The 20348-nt window shown below is 67.6% G+C and carries 23 protein-coding genes; 5 read left to right on the top strand and 18 right to left on the bottom strand.

Features of this window, described 5'->3' with window-relative positions; translation table 11 throughout:
- Window positions 1-101: 101 nt before the first annotated feature.
- Entirely contained in the window at window positions 102-443 is a 342-nt protein-coding gene (locus AT700_RS25450) for a hypothetical protein (RefSeq protein ID WP_003095507.1), read from the bottom strand.
- A 275-nt stretch (window positions 444-718) separates the two neighbouring features.
- Window positions 719-1252, bottom strand: a complete 534-nt coding sequence (locus tag AT700_RS25445) for a ferritin-like domain-containing protein (protein ID WP_003095503.1) — start codon at window positions 1250-1252, stop codon at window positions 719-721.
- Window positions 1253-1547: 295 nt separating this feature from the next.
- Here AT700_RS25445 and AT700_RS25440 point away from each other — a divergent pair, with 295 nt between their 5' ends.
- Window positions 1548-3617, top strand: coding sequence for an AsmA family protein (locus AT700_RS25440; protein ID WP_048521704.1), 2070 nt, complete (start codon window positions 1548-1550; stop codon window positions 3615-3617).
- A 1-nt stretch (window position 3618) separates the two neighbouring features.
- On the opposite strand, the gene brlR is transcribed toward AT700_RS25440, so the two are convergent.
- On the bottom strand, window positions 3619-4431 hold the full coding sequence (gene brlR, locus AT700_RS25435; protein WP_003095496.1) for a c-di-GMP-binding multidrug transporter transcriptional regulator BrlR: 813 nt from the start codon (window positions 4429-4431) through the stop codon (window positions 3619-3621).
- Between the two features lie 146 nt (window positions 4432-4577).
- Here brlR and AT700_RS25430 point away from each other — a divergent pair, with 146 nt between their 5' ends.
- Window positions 4578-4985, top strand: a complete 408-nt coding sequence (locus tag AT700_RS25430; RefSeq protein ID WP_003095492.1) for a Rho termination factor N-terminal domain-containing protein — start codon at window positions 4578-4580, stop codon at window positions 4983-4985.
- 43 nt (window positions 4986-5028) lie between these two features.
- Here AT700_RS25430 and osmE read toward each other — a convergent pair whose 3' ends face one another.
- Window positions 5029-5373, bottom strand: coding sequence for an osmotically-inducible lipoprotein OsmE (osmE, locus tag AT700_RS25425; protein ID WP_003095488.1), 345 nt, complete (start codon window positions 5371-5373; stop codon window positions 5029-5031).
- Window positions 5374-5461: 88 nt separating this feature from the next.
- Complete coding sequence (locus AT700_RS25420; RefSeq protein WP_003095483.1) at window positions 5462-6001, bottom strand: MOSC domain-containing protein; 540 nt, start codon at window positions 5999-6001, stop codon at window positions 5462-5464.
- Window positions 6002-6155: 154 nt separating this feature from the next.
- Here AT700_RS25420 and AT700_RS25415 point away from each other — a divergent pair, with 154 nt between their 5' ends.
- Window positions 6156-6446, top strand: coding sequence for a PsiF family protein (locus tag AT700_RS25415; RefSeq protein WP_031640339.1), 291 nt, complete (start codon window positions 6156-6158; stop codon window positions 6444-6446).
- A 174-nt stretch (window positions 6447-6620) separates the two neighbouring features.
- Here the strand turns inward: AT700_RS25415 and AT700_RS25410 are convergent, their stop codons facing one another.
- Window positions 6621-7886, bottom strand: a complete 1266-nt coding sequence (locus AT700_RS25410; protein ID WP_003099398.1) for an Hsp70 family protein — start codon at window positions 7884-7886, stop codon at window positions 6621-6623.
- Window positions 7887-8093: 207 nt separating this feature from the next.
- On the opposite strand from AT700_RS25410, the gene AT700_RS25405 reads away from it, so the two are divergent.
- Window positions 8094-8957 (top strand): isocitrate lyase/PEP mutase family protein, encoded by an 864-nt coding sequence (locus tag AT700_RS25405; protein ID WP_019681409.1) that lies wholly within the window; start codon window positions 8094-8096, stop codon window positions 8955-8957.
- 91 nt (window positions 8958-9048) lie between these two features.
- Here AT700_RS25405 and AT700_RS25400 read toward each other — a convergent pair whose 3' ends face one another.
- Complete coding sequence (locus AT700_RS25400) at window positions 9049-9663, bottom strand: hypothetical protein (RefSeq protein ID WP_003121124.1); 615 nt, start codon at window positions 9661-9663, stop codon at window positions 9049-9051.
- A gap of 125 nt (window positions 9664-9788) precedes the next feature.
- Here AT700_RS25400 and AT700_RS25395 point away from each other — a divergent pair, with 125 nt between their 5' ends.
- Window positions 9789-10055: a DksA/TraR family C4-type zinc finger protein gene (locus AT700_RS25395; RefSeq protein ID WP_003099395.1), complete on the top strand. Its 267-nt coding sequence runs from the start codon at window positions 9789-9791 to the stop codon at window positions 10053-10055.
- 9 nt (window positions 10056-10064) lie between these two features.
- On the opposite strand, the gene AT700_RS25390 is transcribed toward AT700_RS25395, so the two are convergent.
- The 11 genes from AT700_RS25390 to urtB form a co-directional block, all read right to left on the bottom strand.
- Window positions 10065-11432 carry a hypothetical protein gene (locus AT700_RS25390; protein ID WP_023087852.1) on the bottom strand — a complete coding sequence of 456 codons (1368 nt, stop codon included), beginning with the start codon at window positions 11430-11432 and terminating at the stop codon, window positions 10065-10067.
- Between the two features lie 118 nt (window positions 11433-11550).
- Complete coding sequence (ureC, locus tag AT700_RS25385) at window positions 11551-13251, bottom strand: urease subunit alpha (protein ID WP_003099392.1); 1701 nt, start codon at window positions 13249-13251, stop codon at window positions 11551-11553.
- Between the two features lie 62 nt (window positions 13252-13313).
- The gene (locus AT700_RS25380; RefSeq protein WP_003095450.1) at window positions 13314-13619 is read right to left on the bottom strand and encodes an urease subunit beta; all 306 of its coding nucleotides are present in this window, start codon (window positions 13617-13619) and stop codon (window positions 13314-13316) included.
- Between the two features lie 16 nt (window positions 13620-13635).
- On the bottom strand, window positions 13636-14154 hold the full coding sequence (locus AT700_RS25375; RefSeq protein WP_003146239.1) for an L-methionine sulfoximine N-acetyltransferase: 519 nt from the start codon (window positions 14152-14154) through the stop codon (window positions 13636-13638).
- Between the two features lie 8 nt (window positions 14155-14162).
- On the bottom strand, window positions 14163-14465 hold the full coding sequence (locus AT700_RS25370; RefSeq protein ID WP_003099389.1) for an urease subunit gamma: 303 nt from the start codon (window positions 14463-14465) through the stop codon (window positions 14163-14165).
- Window position 14466: 1 nt separating this feature from the next.
- Window positions 14467-15309 carry an urease accessory protein UreD gene (locus AT700_RS25365; protein WP_003121120.1) on the bottom strand — a complete coding sequence of 281 codons (843 nt, stop codon included), beginning with the start codon at window positions 15307-15309 and terminating at the stop codon, window positions 14467-14469.
- 8 nt (window positions 15310-15317) lie between these two features.
- Window positions 15318-15770: a GNAT family N-acetyltransferase gene (locus tag AT700_RS25360; protein ID WP_016264121.1), complete on the bottom strand. Its 453-nt coding sequence runs from the start codon at window positions 15768-15770 to the stop codon at window positions 15318-15320.
- A gap of 83 nt (window positions 15771-15853) precedes the next feature.
- On the bottom strand, window positions 15854-16552 hold the full coding sequence (gene urtE / locus AT700_RS25355; protein WP_003105134.1) for an urea ABC transporter ATP-binding subunit UrtE: 699 nt from the start codon (window positions 16550-16552) through the stop codon (window positions 15854-15856).
- A gap of 136 nt (window positions 16553-16688) precedes the next feature.
- A complete protein-coding gene (gene urtD, locus AT700_RS25350; RefSeq protein ID WP_003105136.1) occupies window positions 16689-17546 on the bottom strand; it encodes an urea ABC transporter ATP-binding protein UrtD in 858 nt (285 codons plus the stop codon).
- The gene (gene urtC, locus AT700_RS25345; RefSeq protein ID WP_003123537.1) at window positions 17543-18622 is read right to left on the bottom strand and encodes an urea ABC transporter permease subunit UrtC; all 1080 of its coding nucleotides are present in this window, start codon (window positions 18620-18622) and stop codon (window positions 17543-17545) included. Before urtC ends, urtD begins: the two co-directional genes overlap by 4 nt.
- Window positions 18619-20208: an urea ABC transporter permease subunit UrtB gene (gene urtB, locus AT700_RS25340; protein ID WP_023096190.1), complete on the bottom strand. Its 1590-nt coding sequence runs from the start codon at window positions 20206-20208 to the stop codon at window positions 18619-18621. Before urtB ends, urtC begins: the two co-directional genes overlap by 4 nt.
- Window positions 20209-20348: the final 140 nt, after the last annotated feature.

The following is a 20348-nucleotide window of genomic DNA, read 5'->3' as shown; positions in this document are numbered from 1 at the left end:
CGGCTTGCCTCGGGCCATGCGCCCAGCGCGACAGGGATGGGAAAATAGGAAAGCCCGGCATCGAGCCGGGCTTTTCTCGCGCCTTGCGGCGTAGCGAGCGGTCAGGCGGTGCGCAGGTCGAAACGGCTCATGCTGCGATGCAGGCGGTCCACGGTCTGTTCGCTGCCGTTGTCGGCCAGGCGGGCTTCGGCCTTGGTCATGTCCTTGTGCAGGCGGTCGACGGTCTGCTCGCTGCCGTTGTCGGCCAGGCGGGCTTCGGCTTTGGTCATGTCCTTGTGCAGGCGGTCGATGGTCTGCTCGCTGCCGTTGTCGGCGATGCGCAGTTCGACGCTGGACATGTCCTGGTGCAGCCGGTCGATGGTGCGGCTGGAGCCGTCGGCGGCGAAGGCGGCGTTGGCGGTCAGGGTGGCGAGGGCGAGGCCGAGGATCAGGGAAGCTTTCATGACGGTGACTCCGAGTGGGTTGTCGATTGCGTTGGAGTCATTTTCAGTTCGGATAAGTCGATTTAAAAACGAAGTGCGATGATAGTGTCTATCGATATGGGTGATTATGCATTTTCTTATTATTTATCAGTAAGTTAGTTGATTATTTTTGTGATGTCGAAGATTTCTTAAAGGATAGTTAGCTTTTCTCTATTTAATCGATAAATTGGATAAATAAGGCGAAAAGAAAAGCCGGCGCTGCGGGCGCCGGCTCTCGGACGGGTCTTGCTCTGGAGTCAGGCGAGGTCGTCGAGGATGTCGGCCATGTCGTCCGCGTGTTCTTCTTCCTGGGCCAGGATTTCCTCGAAAATGCGTCGGGTGGTGGGGTCGTCGTTACCGAGGTAGGTGATGATCTCGCGATAGCTGTCGATGGCGATGCGCTCGGCGATCAGGTTCTCGGTGACCATGTCCTTCAGGGTCTTGCCTTCGACGTATTCGGCATGGGAGCGCTCCTCCAGGCCGCGCGGATTGAAGTCCGGCTCGCCGCCCAGTTGCATGATGCGCTCGGCCAACTGGTCGGCATGCTGCATTTCCTGGTTGGCGTGCTCGAGGAACTCGGCGGCGGCGATGCTCGCCTTAAGGCCGGTGGCCATGAAGTAGTGGCGCTTGTAGCGCAGGAAGCAGACCAGCTCGGTGGCGAGCGCTTCGTTGAGCAGGCGCAGGACGGTCTGGCGATCGGCCGAATAGCCTTCGGTGACCGCGCCTTCCTGGATGTTCTTGCGGGCACGGTCGCGAAGGGTCTGGACGTCCGTCAGTTGAACGGTGGTCATCGGTTTTCTCCTTGAGGCTGATCCGGTGAAAAGGGCCGGCTCTGCGGCCGGCTTTTTCTGCTTACCTAAGGTGTGAGTCCCACGCGGTCGAAAAAGTTTTATCGACCCGCCGCCGAACTGGCCTTTTGCCTGAAATGCGTGGGACGGGGAGCAATGCCGGCGTTTCGCCGGTCCTAACGGAACGGGCCGGCGTATTCGCGCTGGCGAGTCCATGGGCCAGCCTGCACACTGACGGGCTGAGCGAGGCGCGCTGCCGCGCCTGCCCGACAACCGACGCGGCGAAAAGGAGTTGTGCATGACGCGCGGCCGAAAGATCCTGACCTGGAGCCTCGCCAGCCTGGTCCTGCTGCTGGCGGCGTTGGTGGTGTTCATCGCCACCTTCGACTGGAACCTGATCAAGCCCACCCTCAACGAAAAGGTCTCGGCGGCGCTGAACCGCCCGTTCGCCATCAACGGCAACCTCGCCGTGGCCTGGCGCCGCGAGGAGGGCGAGGAAGGCTGGCGCGCCTGGATCCCCTGGCCGCGCTTCAGCGCCGAGGACATCACCCTCGGCAACCCGGAGTGGACGGCGGGCAAGACCAAGGCGAGCGAGTTCGCCAGCCTGGAACGCATCGAATTCCGCCTCGCGCCGTTGCCGTTGCTCTGGCAGACCATCCGCATTCCACAGATCAAGCTGACCCAGCCGCGCGCCGAGCTCCTGCGCCTGGCCGACGGCCGCGCCAATTGGGATTTCGACCTGCCTGCCAGCGACAGCGACGAGCCGTCCGCCTGGCAACTGGACATCCGCGAGATCGGTTTCGACAAGGGTAGCGTCAGCCTCGACGACCAGCGTTTGAAGACCCGTCTGGAAGTGCTGGTCGACCCGCTCGGCAAGCCGGTGCCGTTCGGTCAGTTGGCCGGCAAGGCGCTGGCCACGGGCGATGCGGCGAACGCCCAGGACTATGTGTTCGGCTGGAAGGTCAAGGGCACCTACAAGGGCCAGGCTCTGGCCGGCTCGGGCAAGGTCGGCGGGATGCTGGCGTTGCAGGATGCGAGCAAGCCCTTCCCGCTACAGGCCGAGGTCAGTGCCGGCAGCACCCGTGCCGCGGTGGTCGGCACCCTGACCGACCCGCTCAACCTCGGCGCCCTCGACCTGCGCCTGAAGCTGTCCGGGACCAGCATGGCCAATCTCTATCCGCTGACCGGCATCACCCTGCCGGACACTCCGGCCTACTCCACCGACGGACACCTGCTGGCGCGGCTCAAGGAGGAGGGCGGCGCACTGTTCCGCTACGAGAACTTCAACGGCAAGGTCGGCGCCAGCGACCTGCACGGCAGCCTGACCTTCGTCGCTCGCCAGCCTAGGCCGAAGCTGTCCGGCAAGCTGACCTCCGAGCAACTGCGCTTCGCCGACCTCGGCCCGCTGATCGGCGCCGACAGCAATGCCGAAAAACAGAAGCGCGGGCAGACCAGCCGCCAGCCGGGCGACAAGGTGCTGCCGGTGGAGGAATTCCGTACCGAGCGCTGGCGCGACATGGACGCCGACGTGGAATTCACCGGCAAGCGTATCGTCCACAGCGACCAGTTGCCGATCAGCGACCTCTATACCCATCTGGTGCTCAACGACGGCCTGCTGCGCCTGGAGCCCCTGCGCTTCGGCGTGGCCGGCGGCAAGCTGGAGTCGGACATTCGCCTCGACGGCGGCAAGCAGCCGATGCAGAGCCGAGTGAAGATGAGCGCGCGGGGCTTCAAGCTGAAACAGTTGTTCCCCGGCTTCGCGCCGATGCAGACCAGCTTCGGCGAGCTGAACGGCGACGCCAGTCTCAGCGGCAGCGGCAATTCGGTGGCGAAGATCCTCGGTGGCGCCGATGGCGAACTGAAGATGCTGATCAACGACGGTGCGATCAGCAAAGGCCTGACCGAAATCGCCGGCCTCAATGTCGGAAACTACCTGGTGACCAAGCTGTTCGGCGACGACGAGGTGAAGATCAACTGCGCGGCCGCCGACTTCGGCCTGCAGAAGGGCCTGATGACCAGCCGGCTGTTCGTCTTCGACACCGAGAACGCGCTGGTCAACGTCGACGGCACGGTGAACTTCGCCAACGAGAAGCTCGACCTCGATGTCACCCCGCACAGCAAGGGCCTGCGGATCTTCTCGCTGCGCTCGCCGCTGTACGTGCGCGGCACCTTCGCCAAGCCCGACGCCGGGGTCCACGCCGGGCCGCTGGTGGCGCGCGGCGCGGGAATGATCGCCCTCGGCGTGGCGGTGGGCCCGGCGGCCAGCCTGCTGGCGCTGGTGGCGCCGAGCAAAAGCGACGACAACCAGTGCACCGCGCTGCTGCAGCGCATGCGCTTGCCAGCCAAGGTGCCGGCCGGCAAGCGCTGATTCAGTAGATGGGGATATACAGGTCGACTTGCGAGTTCGGATCCAGCGGTCCGCGGAAACGCTGGTCGTAGTATTCGAAGTCGACCCCCGCCTTGGGCTCCAGGCCGCGTTCGGCGAGCAGGTGGCTGTAGATCGCCTGGAAGCTCTCGGCGATCTGCGGCGCCGTGCCCTTGTGGGTGAACACCGCGTACTTCTGCGCCGGCACCTGGAAGCGCACCATGCCCTCCGGCACCGGCCAGCCCTCCTGCACCTCGAAGCCGGCGACGTAGTGGAATTCGCCGTTGGGCTGCTGCGCGCAGATGCCATAGGAGACCTCGGGATCGTGCTTGCCGGCGATCTCGTGCTCGCGCGGGATGAAGCGTTCCCAGAGCTGGCCGATGGTGTCGCCGGGGGCGCTGCCGAAGTATTCCATGCCCACCACGCTGAAGGCGGGACGTTCGACGATTCGTGCATGCATGTTGCGGATCCTCCAGTGGGCGAGCGTCGCCAGGGTTCGGTCGAGTTCCGCCAGCAGGCGCTGGCGGGCGCTGATCTCTTCGCGCAGGGTGTGCTGGTGTCGTTGCAGGAAATGCCGCAGGCGTTGCGGGTCGTCCAGCGCGCCATCGCGTTTCAGGCGGTCGATGGCTTCCAGCGGAACGTCCAGCCGGCGCAGCGCGAGTATGCGCGAGAGCTGCTCGATCTGTTCCGGCTGGTAGTAGCGGTAGCCGTTGTCGCTACCGGTGCGCGCGGGGACGAACAGGCCGATGGCATCGTAGTGGCGAAGCGTCTTGGTGGAGATCTCGAAGATTCGCGCCAGTTGGCCGATGGTGAGCATTTCCGGTTCCTGCTGCGGGATACCGGCAGACTACGGATTGCCCCTGGGGCAAGGTCAAGGGGTTTGTGCCGGTGCGCACTTTCTCTGAACGTCCGCCGTCGCCTCCCGGTCCCAACAGTGAACCCATCGCAAAGGGAGATATCCCCATGCCCCGTGGCGACAAGAGCAAGTACAGCGACAAGCAGCAGCGCAAGGCCGAGCACATCGAGGAGAGCTACAAGGCCAAGGGTGTGAGCGAATCGGAAGCCGAGGCGCGCGCCTGGGCGACGGTGAACAAGCAGTCCGGCGGCGGCGAGCGCAAGGGCGGTTCCGGCCGCGCCAAGAGCGAGACGGCCAAGCGCGCCGACCGCAAGGACTCGGCCCATCGCGCCGCCCAGGCCCGCTCAGGGAGACCGGCCAACCGCGGCTCGGCGAGCCGTGGCAAACGTCAAGGCAGTACCTCGGTGAGCGAGATGACCCGCGAGGAATTGATGCAGCTGGCGCGCAAGCGCGACATCCGCGGTCGTTCGACGATGCGCAAGGCCGAACTGATCGAGGCCCTGTCCCGGGCCTGAACGCAGACGCCCCGCCTCCGTAAGGAAGCGGGGCGTCGAGCCGTCAGGGGCGGGCGTCGCGCTCGTGGCGGTCCAGCTCGGAGCAGCTCAGGAAGCCCGAGCCGTCGACCTTGCCGCTGCCGTCGAAACTGACGTAGAACGGCTGCTGCTGGCCGTCCTTGTTGAGGATGTAGCTGTTGCAGCTCCCCGGTTTCATCAGGCGCTTCTGGGTGCCGGAAGGCGTGCCGCCGATGCGCAGGACTTCCTGCTGGCTCATGCCTTTCTCGACATCCTTGACCAGCGGTTCGTTGCGGAAGGTGATGTAGTTGACCGGGTTCTGCACCTTGGTCGACGCGCAGCCGGCCAGGGTTGCCATCACGAACAGTGCCGCCAGTGACTGCTTGTACATGCTGTGACTCCTTGTGGTTGAGCGGTGCTTGCCAACATTGGAACGCAGGCCCTCGCGCAGAGTTCGCCCGGAATCGCGGCGGATTGCCTCAGACCTTCTCCAGGGCCCGGTGCGGCAAGGGGGGCAGCTGGATATCGATGGCGTCGCCGGGGCGAACCTCGCCGTCTTCCAGGACGATCGCCATCACCCCGGCCTTGCGAATCAGGTTGCCCTGTTCGTCGCGGCCGAGCACGGCGGCGGTCAGTCCGGGCTGGTAGTTGTCCAGCTGCGAGCAGGGATTGCGCAGGCCGGTCAGCTCGACCAGGGCGCTTTCCCCCAGGCGCAGGCGGGTGCCGGTGGGCAGGCCGAGCAGGTCGACGCCACGGGTGGTGATGTTCTCGCCCATGGTCCCCGGGCCGATGGCGAAGCCGCTGGCGCGTAGCTCGTCGTGCAATTCCTCGTGGATCAGGTGGACCTGGCGCAGGTTCGGCTGGGTCGGGTCCTGCCGCACCCGCGAGCGGTGCTTCACGGTGACGCCGTGGTGGGCGTCGCCCTCGACGCCGAGGCCTTTCAGGAGGCGGATGGCGGGACGCACCTGCTTGCTGAACGCGTGGGTGGCGCAGAGGCTCACCGCGATGACCTGTTGCATGGAACTCCTCCTCGTGCGAAGCGTCAGTCTAGCCGCGAAACATGACGCTTGTCGCAAGCGCACAGGACGCGTTCCCAGCCCCTGCAAAGCCCGCCGCAGTCGCTAGACTTCAGCGCACCTGCATGCGAACGTGCAGCCCTTCAAGGAGAGTTCGATGAATATCCTGCGTATCCCGATGTTCGTATTGGCCATGGCCGTCTCGGCCCATGGTTTCGCTGCCACCGCGCAGCAGGAGAAGATGACCGCCTGCAACGCCGAGGCCACCACCAAGGCGCTCAAGGGCGACGAACGCAAGGCGTTCATGAGCAGTTGCCTGAAGGCCGGCGGCAGCGCCAAGGCGGCGACCCAGCAGGAGAAGATGAAGACCTGCAACGCCGACGCCACCGCCAAGGCGCTCAAGGGCGACGAACGCAAGGCGTTCATGAGCACCTGCCTGAAGAAGTGAGCCCCACCCTCGTCGGGCTCGGTGTGGCGGCGGATAACGCCTGTGGCGCTATCCGCCCTGCGGACGGGTGTGGCGTGGTCTTGGCGTAGGGCGAATAACCGCTCGCGGTTATCCGCCATGGCGGGCCCGGTGTGACCTTATCCCCCTATAGGGCAGGGGCGCGGCCAGGGCGGCTCAGCCGTAGCGCTTCTTCGCCTCGATGGCCAGGCCGCTGCCGATGCTGCCGAACAGGTTGCCCTCGACATGACGGGCGTTGGGCAGCATCGCCGAGACGCTCCGGCGCAGCGCCGGAATGCCGCTCGAACCGCCGGTGAAGAACACCGTGTCGACCCGGTCCGGGTCGACCCCGGCCGAGGCCAGCAGTTGCGCGACGCTGTTGCGCACGCGCTCCAGCAGTCCGTCGACGGCGTTCTCGAACAGCCCACGGGTCAGCTCCACGCCGAGCCCGGCCTCGATGCGCTCCAGCGAGAGGTGCAGGCGCTCGGTTTCGGTCAGGCGGATCTTGCTGTCTTCCACCTGCATCGCCAGCCAGTGCCCGGCGCGTTCCTCGATGAGCCTGAAGAGGCGGTCGATGCCGGTGCTGTCGACGATGTCGTAGCGCATGTTCTTCAGCGCCAATTGCGACTTCTGCGCGTACACCGCGTTGATGGTGTGCCAGGTGGCCAGGTTCAGGTGGTAGCTGGTGGGCATGAAGGCGTCGCTCTTCATCCGGCTGCCGTAGCCGAACAGCGGCATCACGCCTTCCAGGCTGAGCTGCTTGTCGAAGTCGGTACCGCCGATGTGTACGCCGCCGGTGGCCAGGATGTCGTCCTGGCGCTCGGCCAGGTTGCGCCGCTCCGGCGCCAGGCGCACCAGGGAGAAGTCCGAGGTGCCGCCGCCGATGTCGACGATCAGGACCAGTTCCTCGCGCTGGATGCAGCGCTCGTAGTCGAAGGCCGCGGCGATCGGTTCGTACTGGAAGGAAACCTCCTTGAAGCCGAGCTTGTTGGCCACCTGCACCAGGGTGTCCTGGGCCTCGCGGTCGGCCTCCGGGTCGTCGTCGACGAAGAACACCGGGCGACCCAGCACCACCGCGTCGAAGGCTTGCCCGGCGGCGGCCTCGCCGCGCGCCTTGAGCTGGCCGATGAACAGGCCGAGCAGGTCCTTGAACGGTAGGGCGCTGCCGAGCACGGTGGTCTCGCTCTTCAGCAGCTTGGAGCCCAGCAGGCTCTTCAGCGAGCGCATCAGCCGGCCCTCGTAGCCCTCCAGGTACTCGCCGAGCGCCTGGCGGCCGTAGACCGGGCGGCGCTCCTCGACGTTGAAGAACACCACCGAGGGCAGGGTGATCTTGCCGTCCTCCAGCTCGATCAGCGGTTCGACCTCCGGCCGCCACCAGCCGACGGTGGAGTTGGAGGTGCCAAAATCGATGCCCAGGGCGCGGGCGGCGGTGCTCGGGTTCATGGCGCGAAACGGTCCGGGAAAAAAACGGCCGCGCAGTGTATGCGAGAGCGTCGTAGATTTCACCGCCGGCGATCGGCAGGAAGCGTCCTGGGACGTCCGTGCGGGCCGCCCCGACCTTTGTATACGGATTTGCCAAGGGGCCTGCGCATGGTGCTATGTTGGCGCTGCTTTCCCACTCCGTCTTGCCGTGTTGTCCTGGATTTCGCCATGCATAGAGCCTCACACCATGAGTTGCGTGCGATGTTTCGCGCGCTGTTGGACTCCTCCCGTTGCTACCACACCGCTTCCGTGTTCGATCCCATGTCGGCGCGTATCGCCGCCGACCTCGGCTTCGAGTGCGGCATCCTCGGCGGTTCGGTGGCTTCCCTGCAGGTCCTGGCGGCGCCGGACTTCGCCCTGATCACCCTCAGCGAATTCGTCGAGCAGGCCGCCCGCATCGGCCGGGTGGCGCGCCTGCCGGTGATCGCCGACGCCGACCACGGCTACGGCAACGCGCTGAACGTGATGCGTACGGTGGTCGAACTGGAGCGCGCCGGAATCGCCGCGCTGACCATCGAGGACACCCTGCTGCCGGCGCAGTTCGGGCGCAAGTCCACCGACCTGATCTGCGTCGAGGAAGGCGTCGGCAAGATCCGCGCGGCCCTGGAGGCGAGGGTCGACCCGGCGTTGACCATCATTGCCCGGACCAACGCCGAACTGATCGACGTCGATGCGGTGATCCAGCGCACCCTGGCCTACCAGGAAGCCGGCGCCGATGGTATCTGCCTGGTCGGCGTGCGCGACTTCGCCCACCTCGAGGCGATCGCCGAGCACCTGCACATCCCGCTGATGCTGGTCACCTACGGTAATCCGCAACTGCGCGACGACGCCCGCCTGGCGCGGCTCGGCGTGCGTGTCGTGGTCAACGGCCACGCCGCCTATTTCGCCGCGATCAAGGCGACCTACGACTGCCTGCGCGAGGAGCGCGGTGCGGTGGCCTCGGACCTGACCGCCTCGGAGCTGTCGAAGAAGTACACCTTCCCCGAGGAATACCAGGCCTGGGCCCGCGACTACATGGAAGTCAAAGAGTAGGCGATTTCAGGCCAGGCCCATGTTGCGCTGCCGCGCCTGCAGGTCGGCGACGCCCGCCAATGCGCAGAAGGTCGCAGGGCGACAGTCTGGCTCAGGATCGCCCGGAGCGCTCGCGTCGCTTGCGTTCGCGGTAGGCGGCCTGGTTGGCCAGGCGCCGCTGCGCCGAACCGGGGCGGTTGGCCGACTGGGCGCGGTACAGGCGCTGGGCGTAGACCAGTTCCATGTAGCGTTGCATCGCCCGGCTGTTGAACAGCAGCCAGGCACAGGCGCCGCCGCCGAGCGCCACCAGGCCCGACGTCTCGCCGCTGGCCAGGCGCAGCAGGAGCCCGGTGGCGACCAGCAGCAGGCTGGCGTCGCGGGCCAGGCGCGGGCCGAGGCTGGCGCCACGGGAGAGCAGGGCGATCAGCCACAGCCAGGCCGCCAGCAGCGGCAGGGCGGAGAGCCAGCCCAGCGGCCGCAAAGGAGCCTCCGGCAATGCCAGGCGCAGCGCGGCAAGACCCAGCGGCGCGGCACCGAGCAGCAGCGCCAGGCTGCCGAGCAGCGGTGCGTAGAGACCGGGATGACGGCGCGGATACAGGCCGTGCAGTTGCCGGACGCTATAGCGGTCCTCCGGCGCCGGCAGAGCGAACGGATCGCCGGCGAGCGCGGCGTCGAGCTGGCGGCCCTGGTCGATCAGGTGGGCGAGGCGGCGGAACGGTCCCATCATGCGGTGTACCTCCAGGCTTGGCTGGCGATTGTGCCACGCCAGGCCGATGGTCGCGCCGCCCTTGCAAAGCCGCGGGCGAACGCCCATATCTGGAGGTTCCAGGGTTTCAGCCAGAGGAGTCAGTCATGGCCAGCGGGTGGGCGAACGACGGTGCGGTGCAGGAACAGATCGACAGCACGATCGAGGATGCCATCGCTCGTGCGCGCAGCCAGTTGCCTCGTGGCGAGAGCCTGACCCATTGCGAAGAGTGCGACGCGACTATCCCCGAAGCGCGGCGCCGAGCGATTCCCGGCGTGCGCCTGTGCGTCAACTGCCAGGCCGAGCACGACAGGGAACAGGCGAAGTTCAGCGGCTACAACCGCCGCGGCAGCAAGGACAGCCAGTTGCGCTGAAGGCCTGCCTCAGTTTTCCCGATAGCGTTCCTTCACCCATTGCTCCACCGGCGACAGGGTGCGCATTCCCACGCCCAGCGGATCGTCCATGTCATGCTGGCTGGAGGCGGTCCAGCGCGGGTCGATGAAGGACCAGGCCAGGCCCGCCGGGCCCTGGTCGCGGTAGGTACCGAAAACGTCGTTGAGGCCCAGCGGCTCCGCGTTGCGCAGCCATTGCCCGTTGAAGCCGTCGCCGTTGATGGTGCGGTCCGAGATCCAGCGACCGTCGTCGTAATGGAAAGCCATCACTCGCCAGCGATGCTCGCACCAGTGGCAGGCGTCGTCGTCGACGTAGAAGGCTTCGACGAAGATTTTCTTCCCGCCGATGTCGAGGAAGGTCGAGTAATCGTCGGTATGGCGCGGGGCCAGGCTCAGTCGGCTGCCGTCGCCGAGGTCGATGAAGCGATCGGGGGCGTAGGGCGAGCGCGGCGAAAGGCTCATCAGGACCCTGGCGTAGTCGTCCCGCTGCGGCGGGTCGGCGACCAGTGCCTGGCGCTCCGCGGCGGTCAGCGCGAAGCGCTCGCTGCCTCGGCCGACCACGTCTTCCAGCTGACGCTGGTCGCGTGGCAGGGTGCCGTCGAGGCCGGCGTACAGGTTGACCGCCTGGATGAACCGGGCGACGTCGATGTCGAGCATTTCCGGATAGCCGGAATGGGCGGTCAGCGCGCCGTCCTTCAGGTCGTAGATCACCGACCAGCGCGTCCCTCCCGAACCGCCGGCGTAGGACAGGTAGCCCAGGCGCAGTTCGTCGCGGCCGTCGCCGTCGTAGTCGGCGACTTCCAGTTGGCTGAGGCTGAACAGCTGGGGGAAGGCATAATCGGTTTCGAACTGCTCGCGCGGTTTCCGCTTCGCGTCCGGATCGAAGGGGACCAACTGGATCTTCCGGTATTCCCGGAGGCTCAGCTCGACCATGTTCTTCTGGATATCCAGGAACGGGGAAAGGTTGAGCAGCGAGGAGAGGAGGCCGGGTTCGGCGATGTAGAACACCTTCACCAGCGGCAGGTTGGTCCGTCCCTGGTTCCGCTCCAGGCGCTCGATGACCTGGTCGTCCATGGCGAAGGCCTTGCCGACGAAGCGCCGATTGCCGTAGGCGACCAGGAATTTCTCGCCGAAGCCGAGCAGGTCGGCGCCCTTGATCTCCACCTCGTAGTCCGCCGGAAAGCGCGCGAGGATGGCTTGGCGCAGCATCACGTCCTTCTTGCTGATGGGAATCTCGCCGTACTGGTAGAGCTGGTAGGTCCAGTAGAGGAAGTAGCTCACCACGACGATGGCCGTTGCCTGGAAGGCCTTGGCCAGATACGGGGTGGAAGCGTTGCGGGACGATTGGCGGGAGGACATGGACGGACTGCCGGCGGCTACGGGTAGGCGCCATTGTCGCCGCTAGCGCCGACAAGCCAAGCTGTCCGAACGGAGCGGTCGACGTCCCGGCGTGGCGCCGGGACCCGTCGCGTGGGAATCAGAACAGGAAATAGCGCTGCGCCATCGGCAGCACGTCCGCCGGTTCGCACCAGAGCAACTGGCCGTCGGCGCGTACCTGGTAGTTCTGTGCGTCGACCTCGATGGTCGGCAGGTAGCCGTTGTGGATCAGGTCGGTCTTCTGCACACCGCGACAGCCGCTGACCACGCCGATGGCCTTGCGCAGGCCGAGCTGCTGCGGTACGCCGGCGGCGAAGGCGGCCTGGCTGACGAAGGTCAGGCTGGTCGCGTGACGGCTGCCGGCGTAGCTGGCGAACATCGGTCGGTAGTGCACCGGCTGCGGCGTGGGGATCGAGCCGTTGATGTCGCCCATCAGGCTGGCGGCGATGGCACCGCCCTTGAGGATCAGGCTCGGCTTGACGCCGAAGAAGGCCGGGCGCCAGAGCACCAGGTCGGCCCACTTGCCGGCTTCGACGGAGCCCACTTCATGGCTGATGCCGTGGGTGATCGCCGGGTTGATGGTGTACTTGGCGATGTAGCGCCTGGCGCGGAAGTTGTCGTTGCGCGCACCGTCGCCGTCGAGGCGGCCGCGCTGGCGCTTCATCTTGTCGGCGGTCTGCCAGGTGCGCGTGATCACTTCGCCGACCCGGCCCATGGCCTGGCTGTCGGAGCTGATCATGCTGAACGCGCCGAGGTCGTGGAGGATGTCCTCGGCGGCGATGGTCTCGCGGCGGATGCGCGACTCGGCGAAGGCCACGTCCTCGGCGATGGCCGGGTCGAGGTGGTGGCAGACCATCAGCATGTCCAGGTGCTCGTCGATGGTATTGCGGGTGAACGGCCGTGTCGGGTTGGTCGAGCTGGGCAGCACGTTGGCGAAGCCGCAGGCCTTGATGATGTCCGGTGCGTGGCCGCCGCCGGCGCCCTCGGTGTGGTAGGTGTGGATGGTGCGGCCCTTGAAGGCGCCGAGGGTGGTCTCGACGAAGCCGGATTCGTTGAGGGTGTCGGTGTGGATCGCCACCTGGATGTCGTGGCGCTCGGCGACCTCCAAGCAGTTGTCGATCGCCGCCGGGGTGCTGCCCCAGTCCTCGTGCAGCTTCAGGCCGATGGCGCCGGCGAGCACCTGCTCCTCCAGCGGCAGCGGCAGGCTGGCGTTGCCCTTGCCGGTGAAGCCGATGTTCATCGGGAAGGCGTCGGCGGCCTGGAGCATCCGCGCCATGTGCCAGGGACCGGAGGTGCAGGTGGTGGCGTTGGTCCCGGCGGCGGGGCCGGTGCCGCCGCCGATCATGGTGGTGACCCCGCTCATCAGCGCCTCTTCGATCTGCTGCGGGCAGATGAAGTGGATGTGCGTGTCGATGCCGCCGGCGGTGAGGATCATGCCCTCGCCGGCGATCACCTCGGTGCCGGCGCCGATGGCGATGTTCACCCCGGGCTGGATGTCAGGGTTGCCGGCCTTGCCGATGGCCTGGATGCGCCCGTCCTTGAGACCGACGTCGGCCTTGACCACGCCCCAGTGGTCGAGGATCAGCGCATTGGTGATCACCGTGTCGACCACCTGCGCCGCGCCCAGCTGGCTCTGGCCCATGCCGTCGCGGATGACCTTGCCGCCGCCGAACTTCACTTCCTCGCCATAGACGGTGAAGTCCCGTTCCACCTCGATCCACAGGTCGGTGTCGGCCAGGCGCACGCGGTCGCCGACGGTGGGGCCGAACATGTCGGCGTAGGCTTGTCTGCTGATTTTCATCGAACGCTCCTTTGGCGATCGTCGGTGTTCGCTGTCTTTGGTCGAACCTGGCCAGTGGGGCCCTAGAGGTCCCCCATCACCCGCCCGGCAAAGCCGTATACCCGCCGTCCGCCGCCGATTTCCACCAGCTCCACCTCGCGGCTCTGCCCCGGTTCGAAGCGCACCGCGGTGCCGGCGGCGATGTTCAGGCGCATGCCACGGGTGGCCGGACGGTCGAAGGCGAGGGCGTCGTTGACCTCGAAGAAGTGGTAGTGCGAGCCGACCTGGATCGGCCGGTCGCCGGTGTTCGCCACGCTCAGGGCGAGGGTGCGGCGGCCGGCGTTGAGTTCGATATCGCCGGGCTGGATGTCGTATTCACCGGGGATCATGGGGGCTCCTTGGGGCTCAGGGCGCGCTGCGCGTCGGGTCGAGGTTCAGTTGCATGAAGGTCAGGTCGAGCCAGCGGCCGAACTTCTGGCCCACCTGCGGCATCTGCCCGCTGATCTCGAAGCCGAGGCGCCGGTGCAGGCCGATCGAGGCGGCATTGCCGCTTTCGATGGCGGCCACCATGACGTGCAGGCCCTGGGCCCGCGCACGTTCGATCAGCGCCAGCAGCAGTTGCACGCCGAGGCCTTTGCCGCGCTGGTCGTCGCGCACGTAGACGGAGTGCTCGACGGTGCCGCGGAAGCCCTCGAAGGGCCGCCAGTCGCCGTAGGAGGCGTAGCCGAGCACTTCGCCGGCGGCGTCGCTCGCCACCAGGATCGGGTAGCCCTGGCGGGCGCGGGTGTCGAACCAGGCCTGGCGGTTGGCCAGGTCCACCGGGGTTTCGTTCCAGATCGCCGTGGTATTGCCCACGGCGTCGTTGTAGATGGCGAGGATGCCGGGCAGGTCGGCGACGCCGGCGTCGCGGATCGAAGCGCTCATGGCCGGCCTCAGGCGATGGGCTGGTGGACGGTCACCAGCTTGGTGCCGTCGGGGAAGGTGGCCTCCACCTGGATGTCCGGGATCATCTCCGGCACGCCCTCCATCACCTGCTCGCGGTTCAGCAGGGTGGTGCCGTAGTGCATCAGCTCGGCGACGCTGCGGCCGTCGCGCGCGCCCTCCAGCAGGGCGGCGGAGATCAGCGCCACCGCCTCCGGGTAGTTCAGCTTGAGACCGCGTGCCAGCCGGCGCTCGGCGAGCAGGCCGGCGGTGAAGATCAGCAGCTTGTCTTTCTCGCGGGGGGACAAGTCCATCTCAGGTACTCCAGATGCGTGGGGGAACGGCCTCGCGGCCGAGCAGCGCCGGCCGCAGCAGGCGCCAGAGTTCGATCAGCCAGGCTCGCGCGTGCAGCGCCTCGTCGGCCAGGCAGCGCGCCACCAGCAGGCCGCCGGGCAACTGGCTGAGGTTGCCGCGGCCGGCGCAGGGGAGCGCGCGGCAGCGTTGCAGCAGGTCGGTGTCGATCTCGCCGCTGGCGACCAGGGTCGCCAGCACCGGATGCCCGGCGAGGCCGATCGGCGAGTCGAGCAGGCGGTCGCCGCCGTCGATGCGCTGGCGCTCGTGCCAGAGCAGGCGGTCGTCGCGACGGATGTCCAGGGCCGCGACGAAGTGGCCGCTGACGAAGCGCTCGCCGCTGGCCGGGCGGCCGAGCGCGACCATGTCCCAGTAGAACAGGCGGGCGTCGCCGCGCAGCTGGATACGGGTTTCCAGTTCGGCCTGGGCGCCGGCGAAGACGATGCTTTCCTGCGGCAGCCATTCCAGGGTGGCGCCGGGCTCCAGGTGGATCTCCAGGGTCTGCCGCGACGGGCAGGCGGCGCGGTACCACTTGGCCGCGCCGGGGCTGGTGAGCTGGGCCCAGGCGCGTTCGCCGAGGCGCACGTCGAAGGCCAGGCTGTCGCCGCCGGCGATGCCGCCGGGCGGATGCACGAGGATGTGCTGGCAGACTTCCGGGCCTTCGGCGTAGAGGTGCTTCTGCACCCGCAGCGGTCCGGAGTGGCGCCGCGTCACCGGGCGGGTGGCGTCGCCGGCGCGGGCGTAGGCCAGCTCCAGTTGGGCGTGCCAGGCGGGGTGGAAGCTCAGGTCGGGGAGGGCGGCGGTCATCGGTCGGGTCAGGCCAGGGCCTTGCGCATGAACACGCGGCGGAATCCCTCTTCCTGGCGGCGTTCGTATTCGAGGTAGCCGACCCTGGCGTAGAGCTCGATGTTTTCCGTCATCCGCTCATTGGTGTAGAGGTACAGCGAGCGGTAGCCGAGGCTCGTCGCGTCGCGCTCGGCACGCTCCAGCAGTTGTCGTCCGATGCCCTGGCCCTTGCATTCGGGAAGCACGGCGAGGTTGTCGACGAGGAAGCCGTCGGCGGTTTCCCGGGTCACCAGCAGGCCGACCGGCTGGCCGTCGTGCTCGGCGATGAGGACCCGGTTGCTGGCGATCACCTCGTGGTAGTCCTGGGTCATCGGCCAGGGCTTGCGGCCGATCACCGCGATCCACGGGGCATAGGCGGCGGCGACGCAGAGCGCGGCGAAGCCCGCGTCGGCCTGGACGGCCGGGCGCAGAGTGACGGTCATTTCGACCTCCTGCGGAAAGACGAGGGCATAGAGATTGCCAGCGCAGGCCCCGGTTGCGCCAGCGGCAGTGTGTCCCAGTCCGTTCAAATCGCCACCAGCCCGCGCACGCCCTCGCTCTCCATGTCGCGGCCGCGGCCCTGCTGGACGATCTCGCCGCGCGCCATCACCAGGTATTGGTCGGCCAGTTCGGCGGCGAAGTCGTAGAACTGCTCGACCAGCAGGATCGCCATGTCGCCGCGCGCCGCCAGGCTGCGGACGACCGTGCCGATCTCCTTGATCACCGAAGGCTGGATGCCTTCCGTGGGTTCGTCGAGGATCAGCAGTCGCGGCTGGCTGGCCAGGGCGCGGCCGATCGCCAGTTGCTGCTGCTGGCCGCCGGAGAGGTCGCCGCCGCGGCGCTGTTTCATTTCGCGCAGGACCGGGAACAGCTCGTAGATGAAGTCCGGCACCGCCCGGGCGTCCCTGGCGCTGAAACGGGACAGTCCCATCAGCAGGTTCTCTTCCACCGTCAGCCGGGGGAAGATTTCCCGTCCCTGCGGCACGTAGGCGATCCCGGCGCGGACCCGCTGGTGCGGCCTGAGTCCGGTGAGCGAACGGCCTTCCCAGGCGACCTGGCCCTCGCGGGCCGGGACCAGGCCCATCAGGCAGCGCAGCAGGGTGGTCTTGCCCACCCCGTTGCGACCGAGCAGGCAGGTCACCTCGCCCACCTTCGCCTCGAAGCTCAGGCCACGGAGGATATGGCTACCGCCGTAGTACTGGTGGAGCTTGTCGACTTGCAGCATGGTTCTCTTCCATTTGTCCCGTGATGGTTCTTCACTGCGATTCCCAACCTGGCTCGGCGGATAACCGCGAGCGGTCATTCGCCCTACGCGACGGGCGCCACTTGGCAGGCGCTACCCGCCGAGCGGATGGCTGGCGTCAGCGACCGAGGTAGACCTCGATCACCTGTTCGTCGGCCTGTACCTCCGCCAGCGAGCCTTCGGCCAGCACGTGGCCCTGGTGCAGCACGGTGACATGGTCGGCGATGCTGCCGACGAAACCCATGTCGTGCTCCACCACCATCAGCGAGTGCTTGCGCGCCAGGGACTTGAACAGCTCGGCGGTGAATTCGGTCTCGGCATCGGTCATGCCCGCCACCGGCTCGTCGAGCAGCAGCAACTGCGGTTCCTGCACCAGCAGCATGCCGATCTCGAGGAACTGCTTCTGGCCGTGGGACAGCAAACCCGCCGGACGCTGCCGCGACTCCAGCAGGCGGATGGTGGCGAGCACCTCCTCGATGCGTTCCCTCTGCGTGCCGTCGAGCCGCGCGCGCAGGCTGGCCCACACCGACTTGTCGGCCCTCTGCGCCAGTTCGAGGTTCTCGAACACGCTCAGGGCCTCGAACACCGTGGGCTTCTGGAACTTGCGGCCGATCCCGGCCTGGGCGATCTGCACCTCGCTCATGCGGGTCAGGTCGAGGGTGTCGCCGAAATACGCGGTACCGCTCTGCGGGCGGGTCTTGCCGGTGATCACGTCCATCAGGGTGGTCTTGCCGGCGCCGTTGGGGCCGATGATGCAGCGCAATTCGCCGACGCCGATGTACAGGGTCAGGTCGCGCAGGGCCTTGAAGCCGTCGAAGCTGACGTTGATGTCTTCCAGGCTGAGGATGGTGCCGTGGCGCGCGTCCAGCCGGCCGCTGGTGGCGGCGCCCAGGCCGATGGCGTCGCGGCCGCTGCCGGCGGTATCGAGGCCGGGGTGGAAGGCCGGTTCGAGCATCAGGTGCGGGGTGGTCCTCATTGCTCCTTCTCCTTGCGCAGCAGGCCGAGCAGGCCGCGCGGCAGGTACAGGGTGACGACGATGAACAGCGCGCCGAGGAAGAACAGCCAGTATTCCGGGAAGGCCACGGTGAACCAGCTCTTCGCGCCGTTCACCACGCCGGCGCCGAGCAGCGGGCCGAGCAGGGTGCCGCGTCCGCCGAGGGCGACCCAGACGGCGGCCTCGATGGAGTTGGTCGGCGACATCTCGCTGGGGTTGATGATCCCCACCTGCGGCACGAACAGCGCGCCGGCGAGGCCGCAGAGCACCGCGCTCAGGGTCCAGACGAAGAGCTTGTAGCCGCGCGGGTCGTAGCCGCAGAACATCAGGCGGTTCTCGGCGTCGCGCAGCGCGGTGAGGACCCGGCCGAACTTGCTTCGCGCCAGGCGCCAGCCGAGCAGCAGGCTGGCCGCGAGCAGCGCGACGGTGGCGAGGAACAGGGTGGCGCGGGTGCCCGGCGCGGTGATCGGGAAGCCGAGGATGCTGCGGAAGTCGGTGAAGCCGTTGTTGCCGCCGAAACCGGTCTCGTTGCGGAAGAACAGCAGCATGCCGGCGAAGGTCAGGGCCTGGGTCATGATCGAGAAGTACACGCCGCGGATCCGCGAGCGGAAGGCGAAGTAGCCGAAGGCGAAGGCCAGCGCGCCGGGCACCAGCACCACCAGGCACAGCGCCCAGAGGAAGTGCTGGGTGCCGGCCCAGTACCAGGGCAGTTCGTTCCAGGAAAGAAAGGTCATGAACGCCGGCAGGCTGTCGCCGGAGGCCTGGCGCATCAGGTACATGCCCATGGCGTAGCCGCCGAGGGCGAAGAACAGCCCGTGGCCGAGGGACAGCAGGCCGGCGTAGCCCCAGACCAGGTCGAGGGCGAGGGCGACGATGGCGTAGCAGAGGATCTTGCCGGTCAGGGTCAGGCTGTAGGCCGAGAGGTGCAGCGCGCTGTCCGCCGGCAGCAGGTGCAGCAGCGGCATGGCCAGCAGCGTGGCGAAGGCTGCGCCGAGCGCGATAGCGGTGACGCGGCCGCCGGCCCGGCGGGCGAGGGTGACGGTGAGTGGCTGGTTCAATCGATGACCCTCCCTTTCAGGGCGAACAGTCCCTGCGGGCGTTTCTGGATGAACAGGACGATCAGCGCGAGGATCAGGATCTTGCCCAGCACCGCGCCGATCTGCGGTTCGAGGATCTTGTTCGCCACGCCGAGGCCGAAGGCGGCGAGGACGCTGCCGGCGAGCTGGCCGACGCCGCCGAGCACCACCACCAGGAAGGAGTCGATGATGTAGCCCTGGCCGAGGTCCGGGCCGACGTTGCCGACCTGCGACAGGGCTACCCCGCCGAGCCCGGCGATGCCCGAGCCGAGACCGAAGGCGAGCATGTCCACGCGCCCTGTGGGCACCCCGCAGCAGGCCGCCATGTTGCGGTTCTGGGTCACCGCGCGGACGTTCAGGCCGAGCCGCGTGCGGTTCAGCAGCAGCCAGGTGAGGAGCAGCACGAACAGGGCGAAGCCGATGATGACGATGCGGTTCCACGGCAGCACCAGGTTCGGCAGCACCTGGATGCCGCCGGACAGCCAGGCCGGGTTGGCTACCTCGACGTTCTGCGCGCCGAACAGCATCCGCACCAGTTGGATCAGCACCAGGCTGATGCCCCAGGTGGCGAGCAGGGTTTCCAGCGGCCGGCCGTAGAGATGGCGGATCACCGTGCGCTCCAGGGCCATGCCGATGGCGGCGCTGACGCAGAACGCCACCGGTAGCGCCAGCAACGGGTAGAGCGCTAGCCATTCCGGCGCCAGGCGCTGGAACAGCAGTTGCACCACGTAGGTGGAATAGGCGCCGAGCATGAGCATTTCGCCGTGGGCCATGTTGATCACCCCGAGCAGGCCGTAGGTGATCGCCAGGCCGAGCGCCGCGAGCAGCAGGATCGAGCCCAGCGACAGGCCGCTGAAGGCCTGGCCGAGCAGGTCGCCGACCAGCAGCCGGCGCTTGACCTGGGCCAGGCTGGTGGCGGCGGCGATGCGCACGCCTTCCTCCGGTTCTACCGTCGGGTCGAGCAGGTTCTCCAGGCGGGTTCGCGCCAGCGGATCGCCGGACTCGCCGAGCAAGCGCACGGCGGAAAGGCGTAGCGCCGGGTCGGGATCGCCGAGTTGCAGGTTGGCCAGGGCCAGGCCGAGGGCTTCCTTCACGCCAGCGTCGCTCTCGATCCGCAGGCGCGCTTCGAGCAGCGGCCGTTGCGCGGCCTTGGCGGTTTTCTGCAACTGCTGCGCGGCGGCCAGCCGCAGCGGCACTTCGTTGGCCACCAACTGGTGGCTGGCCAGGGCGGTGTTGAGCAGGCCGCGCAGGCGATTGTTCAGGCGCAGCGGCTTCGGCTCGCCGTCCGGCAGGGCGTCGCCTTCGGCGGCCTGGAAACGCTGGTCGGCGCCGAGGATGAATGGCTGCTGGCGGCTGTCCAGCGCAATGCGGTTGTGGCGCAGCGCTTCGAGAAAGGCCAGGCGATCGGCGTCGGGCGTCGCCGCCCAGTGTTCGAGCAGGTGGGCGCGACCGCCGTTGTCGGCAGCGGCGAAGTCCTGCGCCGGTCCGGCGTAGGCCGTCACCGCGAGAAGGGCGGCCAGGACCAGGACACAGGCCTGGAGCGGGCGGGTGAGGAGGGCAAGGGGCATGCTGGGGTTCCTGGGCGACGTGCGGTATGGCCGGTCCCCGCCCTCTCCCTGAAGGACGAGGGGGCCGTTAGGCGCGCGACCGGGGCGTTCCCGTTCCGTTCAGGGGAACGCCTGGTCAGGGGGGCAGGGTTCTTCACGGC

It is taken from the genome of Pseudomonas aeruginosa (genome assembly GCF_001457615.1).
GTDB classification, from domain to species: Bacteria; Pseudomonadota; Gammaproteobacteria; order Pseudomonadales; family Pseudomonadaceae; genus Pseudomonas; species Pseudomonas aeruginosa.
The sequence above is the reverse complement of the archived record's forward strand: the minus strand, read 5'-3'. Positions and strand labels throughout refer to the sequence as shown.

Coding starts and splice junctions, on each gene's coding strand:
- AT700_RS25410 (WP_003099398.1), bottom strand. CDS start 7,886: ATGAACCCGAGCACCGCCGCCCGCGCCCTGGGCATCGATTTTGGCACC.
- AT700_RS25420 (WP_003095483.1), bottom strand. CDS start 6,001: ATGCAACAGGTCATCGCGGTGAGCCTCTGCGCCACCCACGCGTTCAGC.
- AT700_RS25370 (WP_003099389.1), bottom strand. CDS start 14,465: ATGGACTTGTCCCCCCGCGAGAAAGACAAGCTGCTGATCTTCACCGCC.
- AT700_RS25375 (WP_003146239.1), bottom strand. CDS start 14,154: ATGAGCGCTTCGATCCGCGACGCCGGCGTCGCCGACCTGCCCGGCATC.
- AT700_RS25400 (WP_003121124.1), bottom strand. CDS start 9,663: ATGATGGGACCGTTCCGCCGCCTCGCCCACCTGATCGACCAGGGCCGC.
- osmE (WP_003095488.1), bottom strand. CDS start 5,373: ATGTACAAGCAGTCACTGGCGGCACTGTTCGTGATGGCAACCCTGGCC.
- urtE (WP_003105134.1), bottom strand. CDS start 16,552: ATGCTGCAAGTCGACAAGCTCCACCAGTACTACGGCGGTAGCCATATC.
- AT700_RS25445 (WP_003095503.1), bottom strand. CDS start 1,252: ATGACCACCGTTCAACTGACGGACGTCCAGACCCTTCGCGACCGTGCC.
- AT700_RS25365 (WP_003121120.1), bottom strand. CDS start 15,309: ATGACCGCCGCCCTCCCCGACCTGAGCTTCCACCCCGCCTGGCACGCC.
- AT700_RS25360 (WP_016264121.1), bottom strand. CDS start 15,770: ATGACCGTCACTCTGCGCCCGGCCGTCCAGGCCGACGCGGGCTTCGCC.
- ureC (WP_003099392.1), bottom strand. CDS start 13,251: ATGAAAATCAGCAGACAAGCCTACGCCGACATGTTCGGCCCCACCGTC.
- AT700_RS25380 (WP_003095450.1), bottom strand. CDS start 13,619: ATGATCCCCGGTGAATACGACATCCAGCCCGGCGATATCGAACTCAAC.
- urtD (WP_003105136.1), bottom strand. CDS start 17,546: ATGAGGACCACCCCGCACCTGATGCTCGAACCGGCCTTCCACCCCGGC.
- brlR (WP_003095496.1), bottom strand. CDS start 4,431: ATGCTCACCATCGGCCAACTGGCGCGAATCTTCGAGATCTCCACCAAG.
- AT700_RS25390 (WP_023087852.1), bottom strand. CDS start 11,432: ATGTCCTCCCGCCAATCGTCCCGCAACGCTTCCACCCCGTATCTGGCC.
- AT700_RS25440 (WP_048521704.1), top strand. CDS start 1,548: ATGACGCGCGGCCGAAAGATCCTGACCTGGAGCCTCGCCAGCCTGGTC.
- AT700_RS25395 (WP_003099395.1), top strand. CDS start 9,789: ATGGCCAGCGGGTGGGCGAACGACGGTGCGGTGCAGGAACAGATCGAC.
- AT700_RS25430 (WP_003095492.1), top strand. CDS start 4,578: ATGCCCCGTGGCGACAAGAGCAAGTACAGCGACAAGCAGCAGCGCAAG.
- AT700_RS25450 (WP_003095507.1), bottom strand. CDS start 443: ATGAAAGCTTCCCTGATCCTCGGCCTCGCCCTCGCCACCCTGACCGCC.
- urtB (WP_023096190.1), bottom strand. CDS start 20,208: ATGCCCCTTGCCCTCCTCACCCGCCCGCTCCAGGCCTGTGTCCTGGTC.
- AT700_RS25405 (WP_019681409.1), top strand. CDS start 8,094: ATGCATAGAGCCTCACACCATGAGTTGCGTGCGATGTTTCGCGCGCTG.
- AT700_RS25415 (WP_031640339.1), top strand. CDS start 6,156: ATGAATATCCTGCGTATCCCGATGTTCGTATTGGCCATGGCCGTCTCG.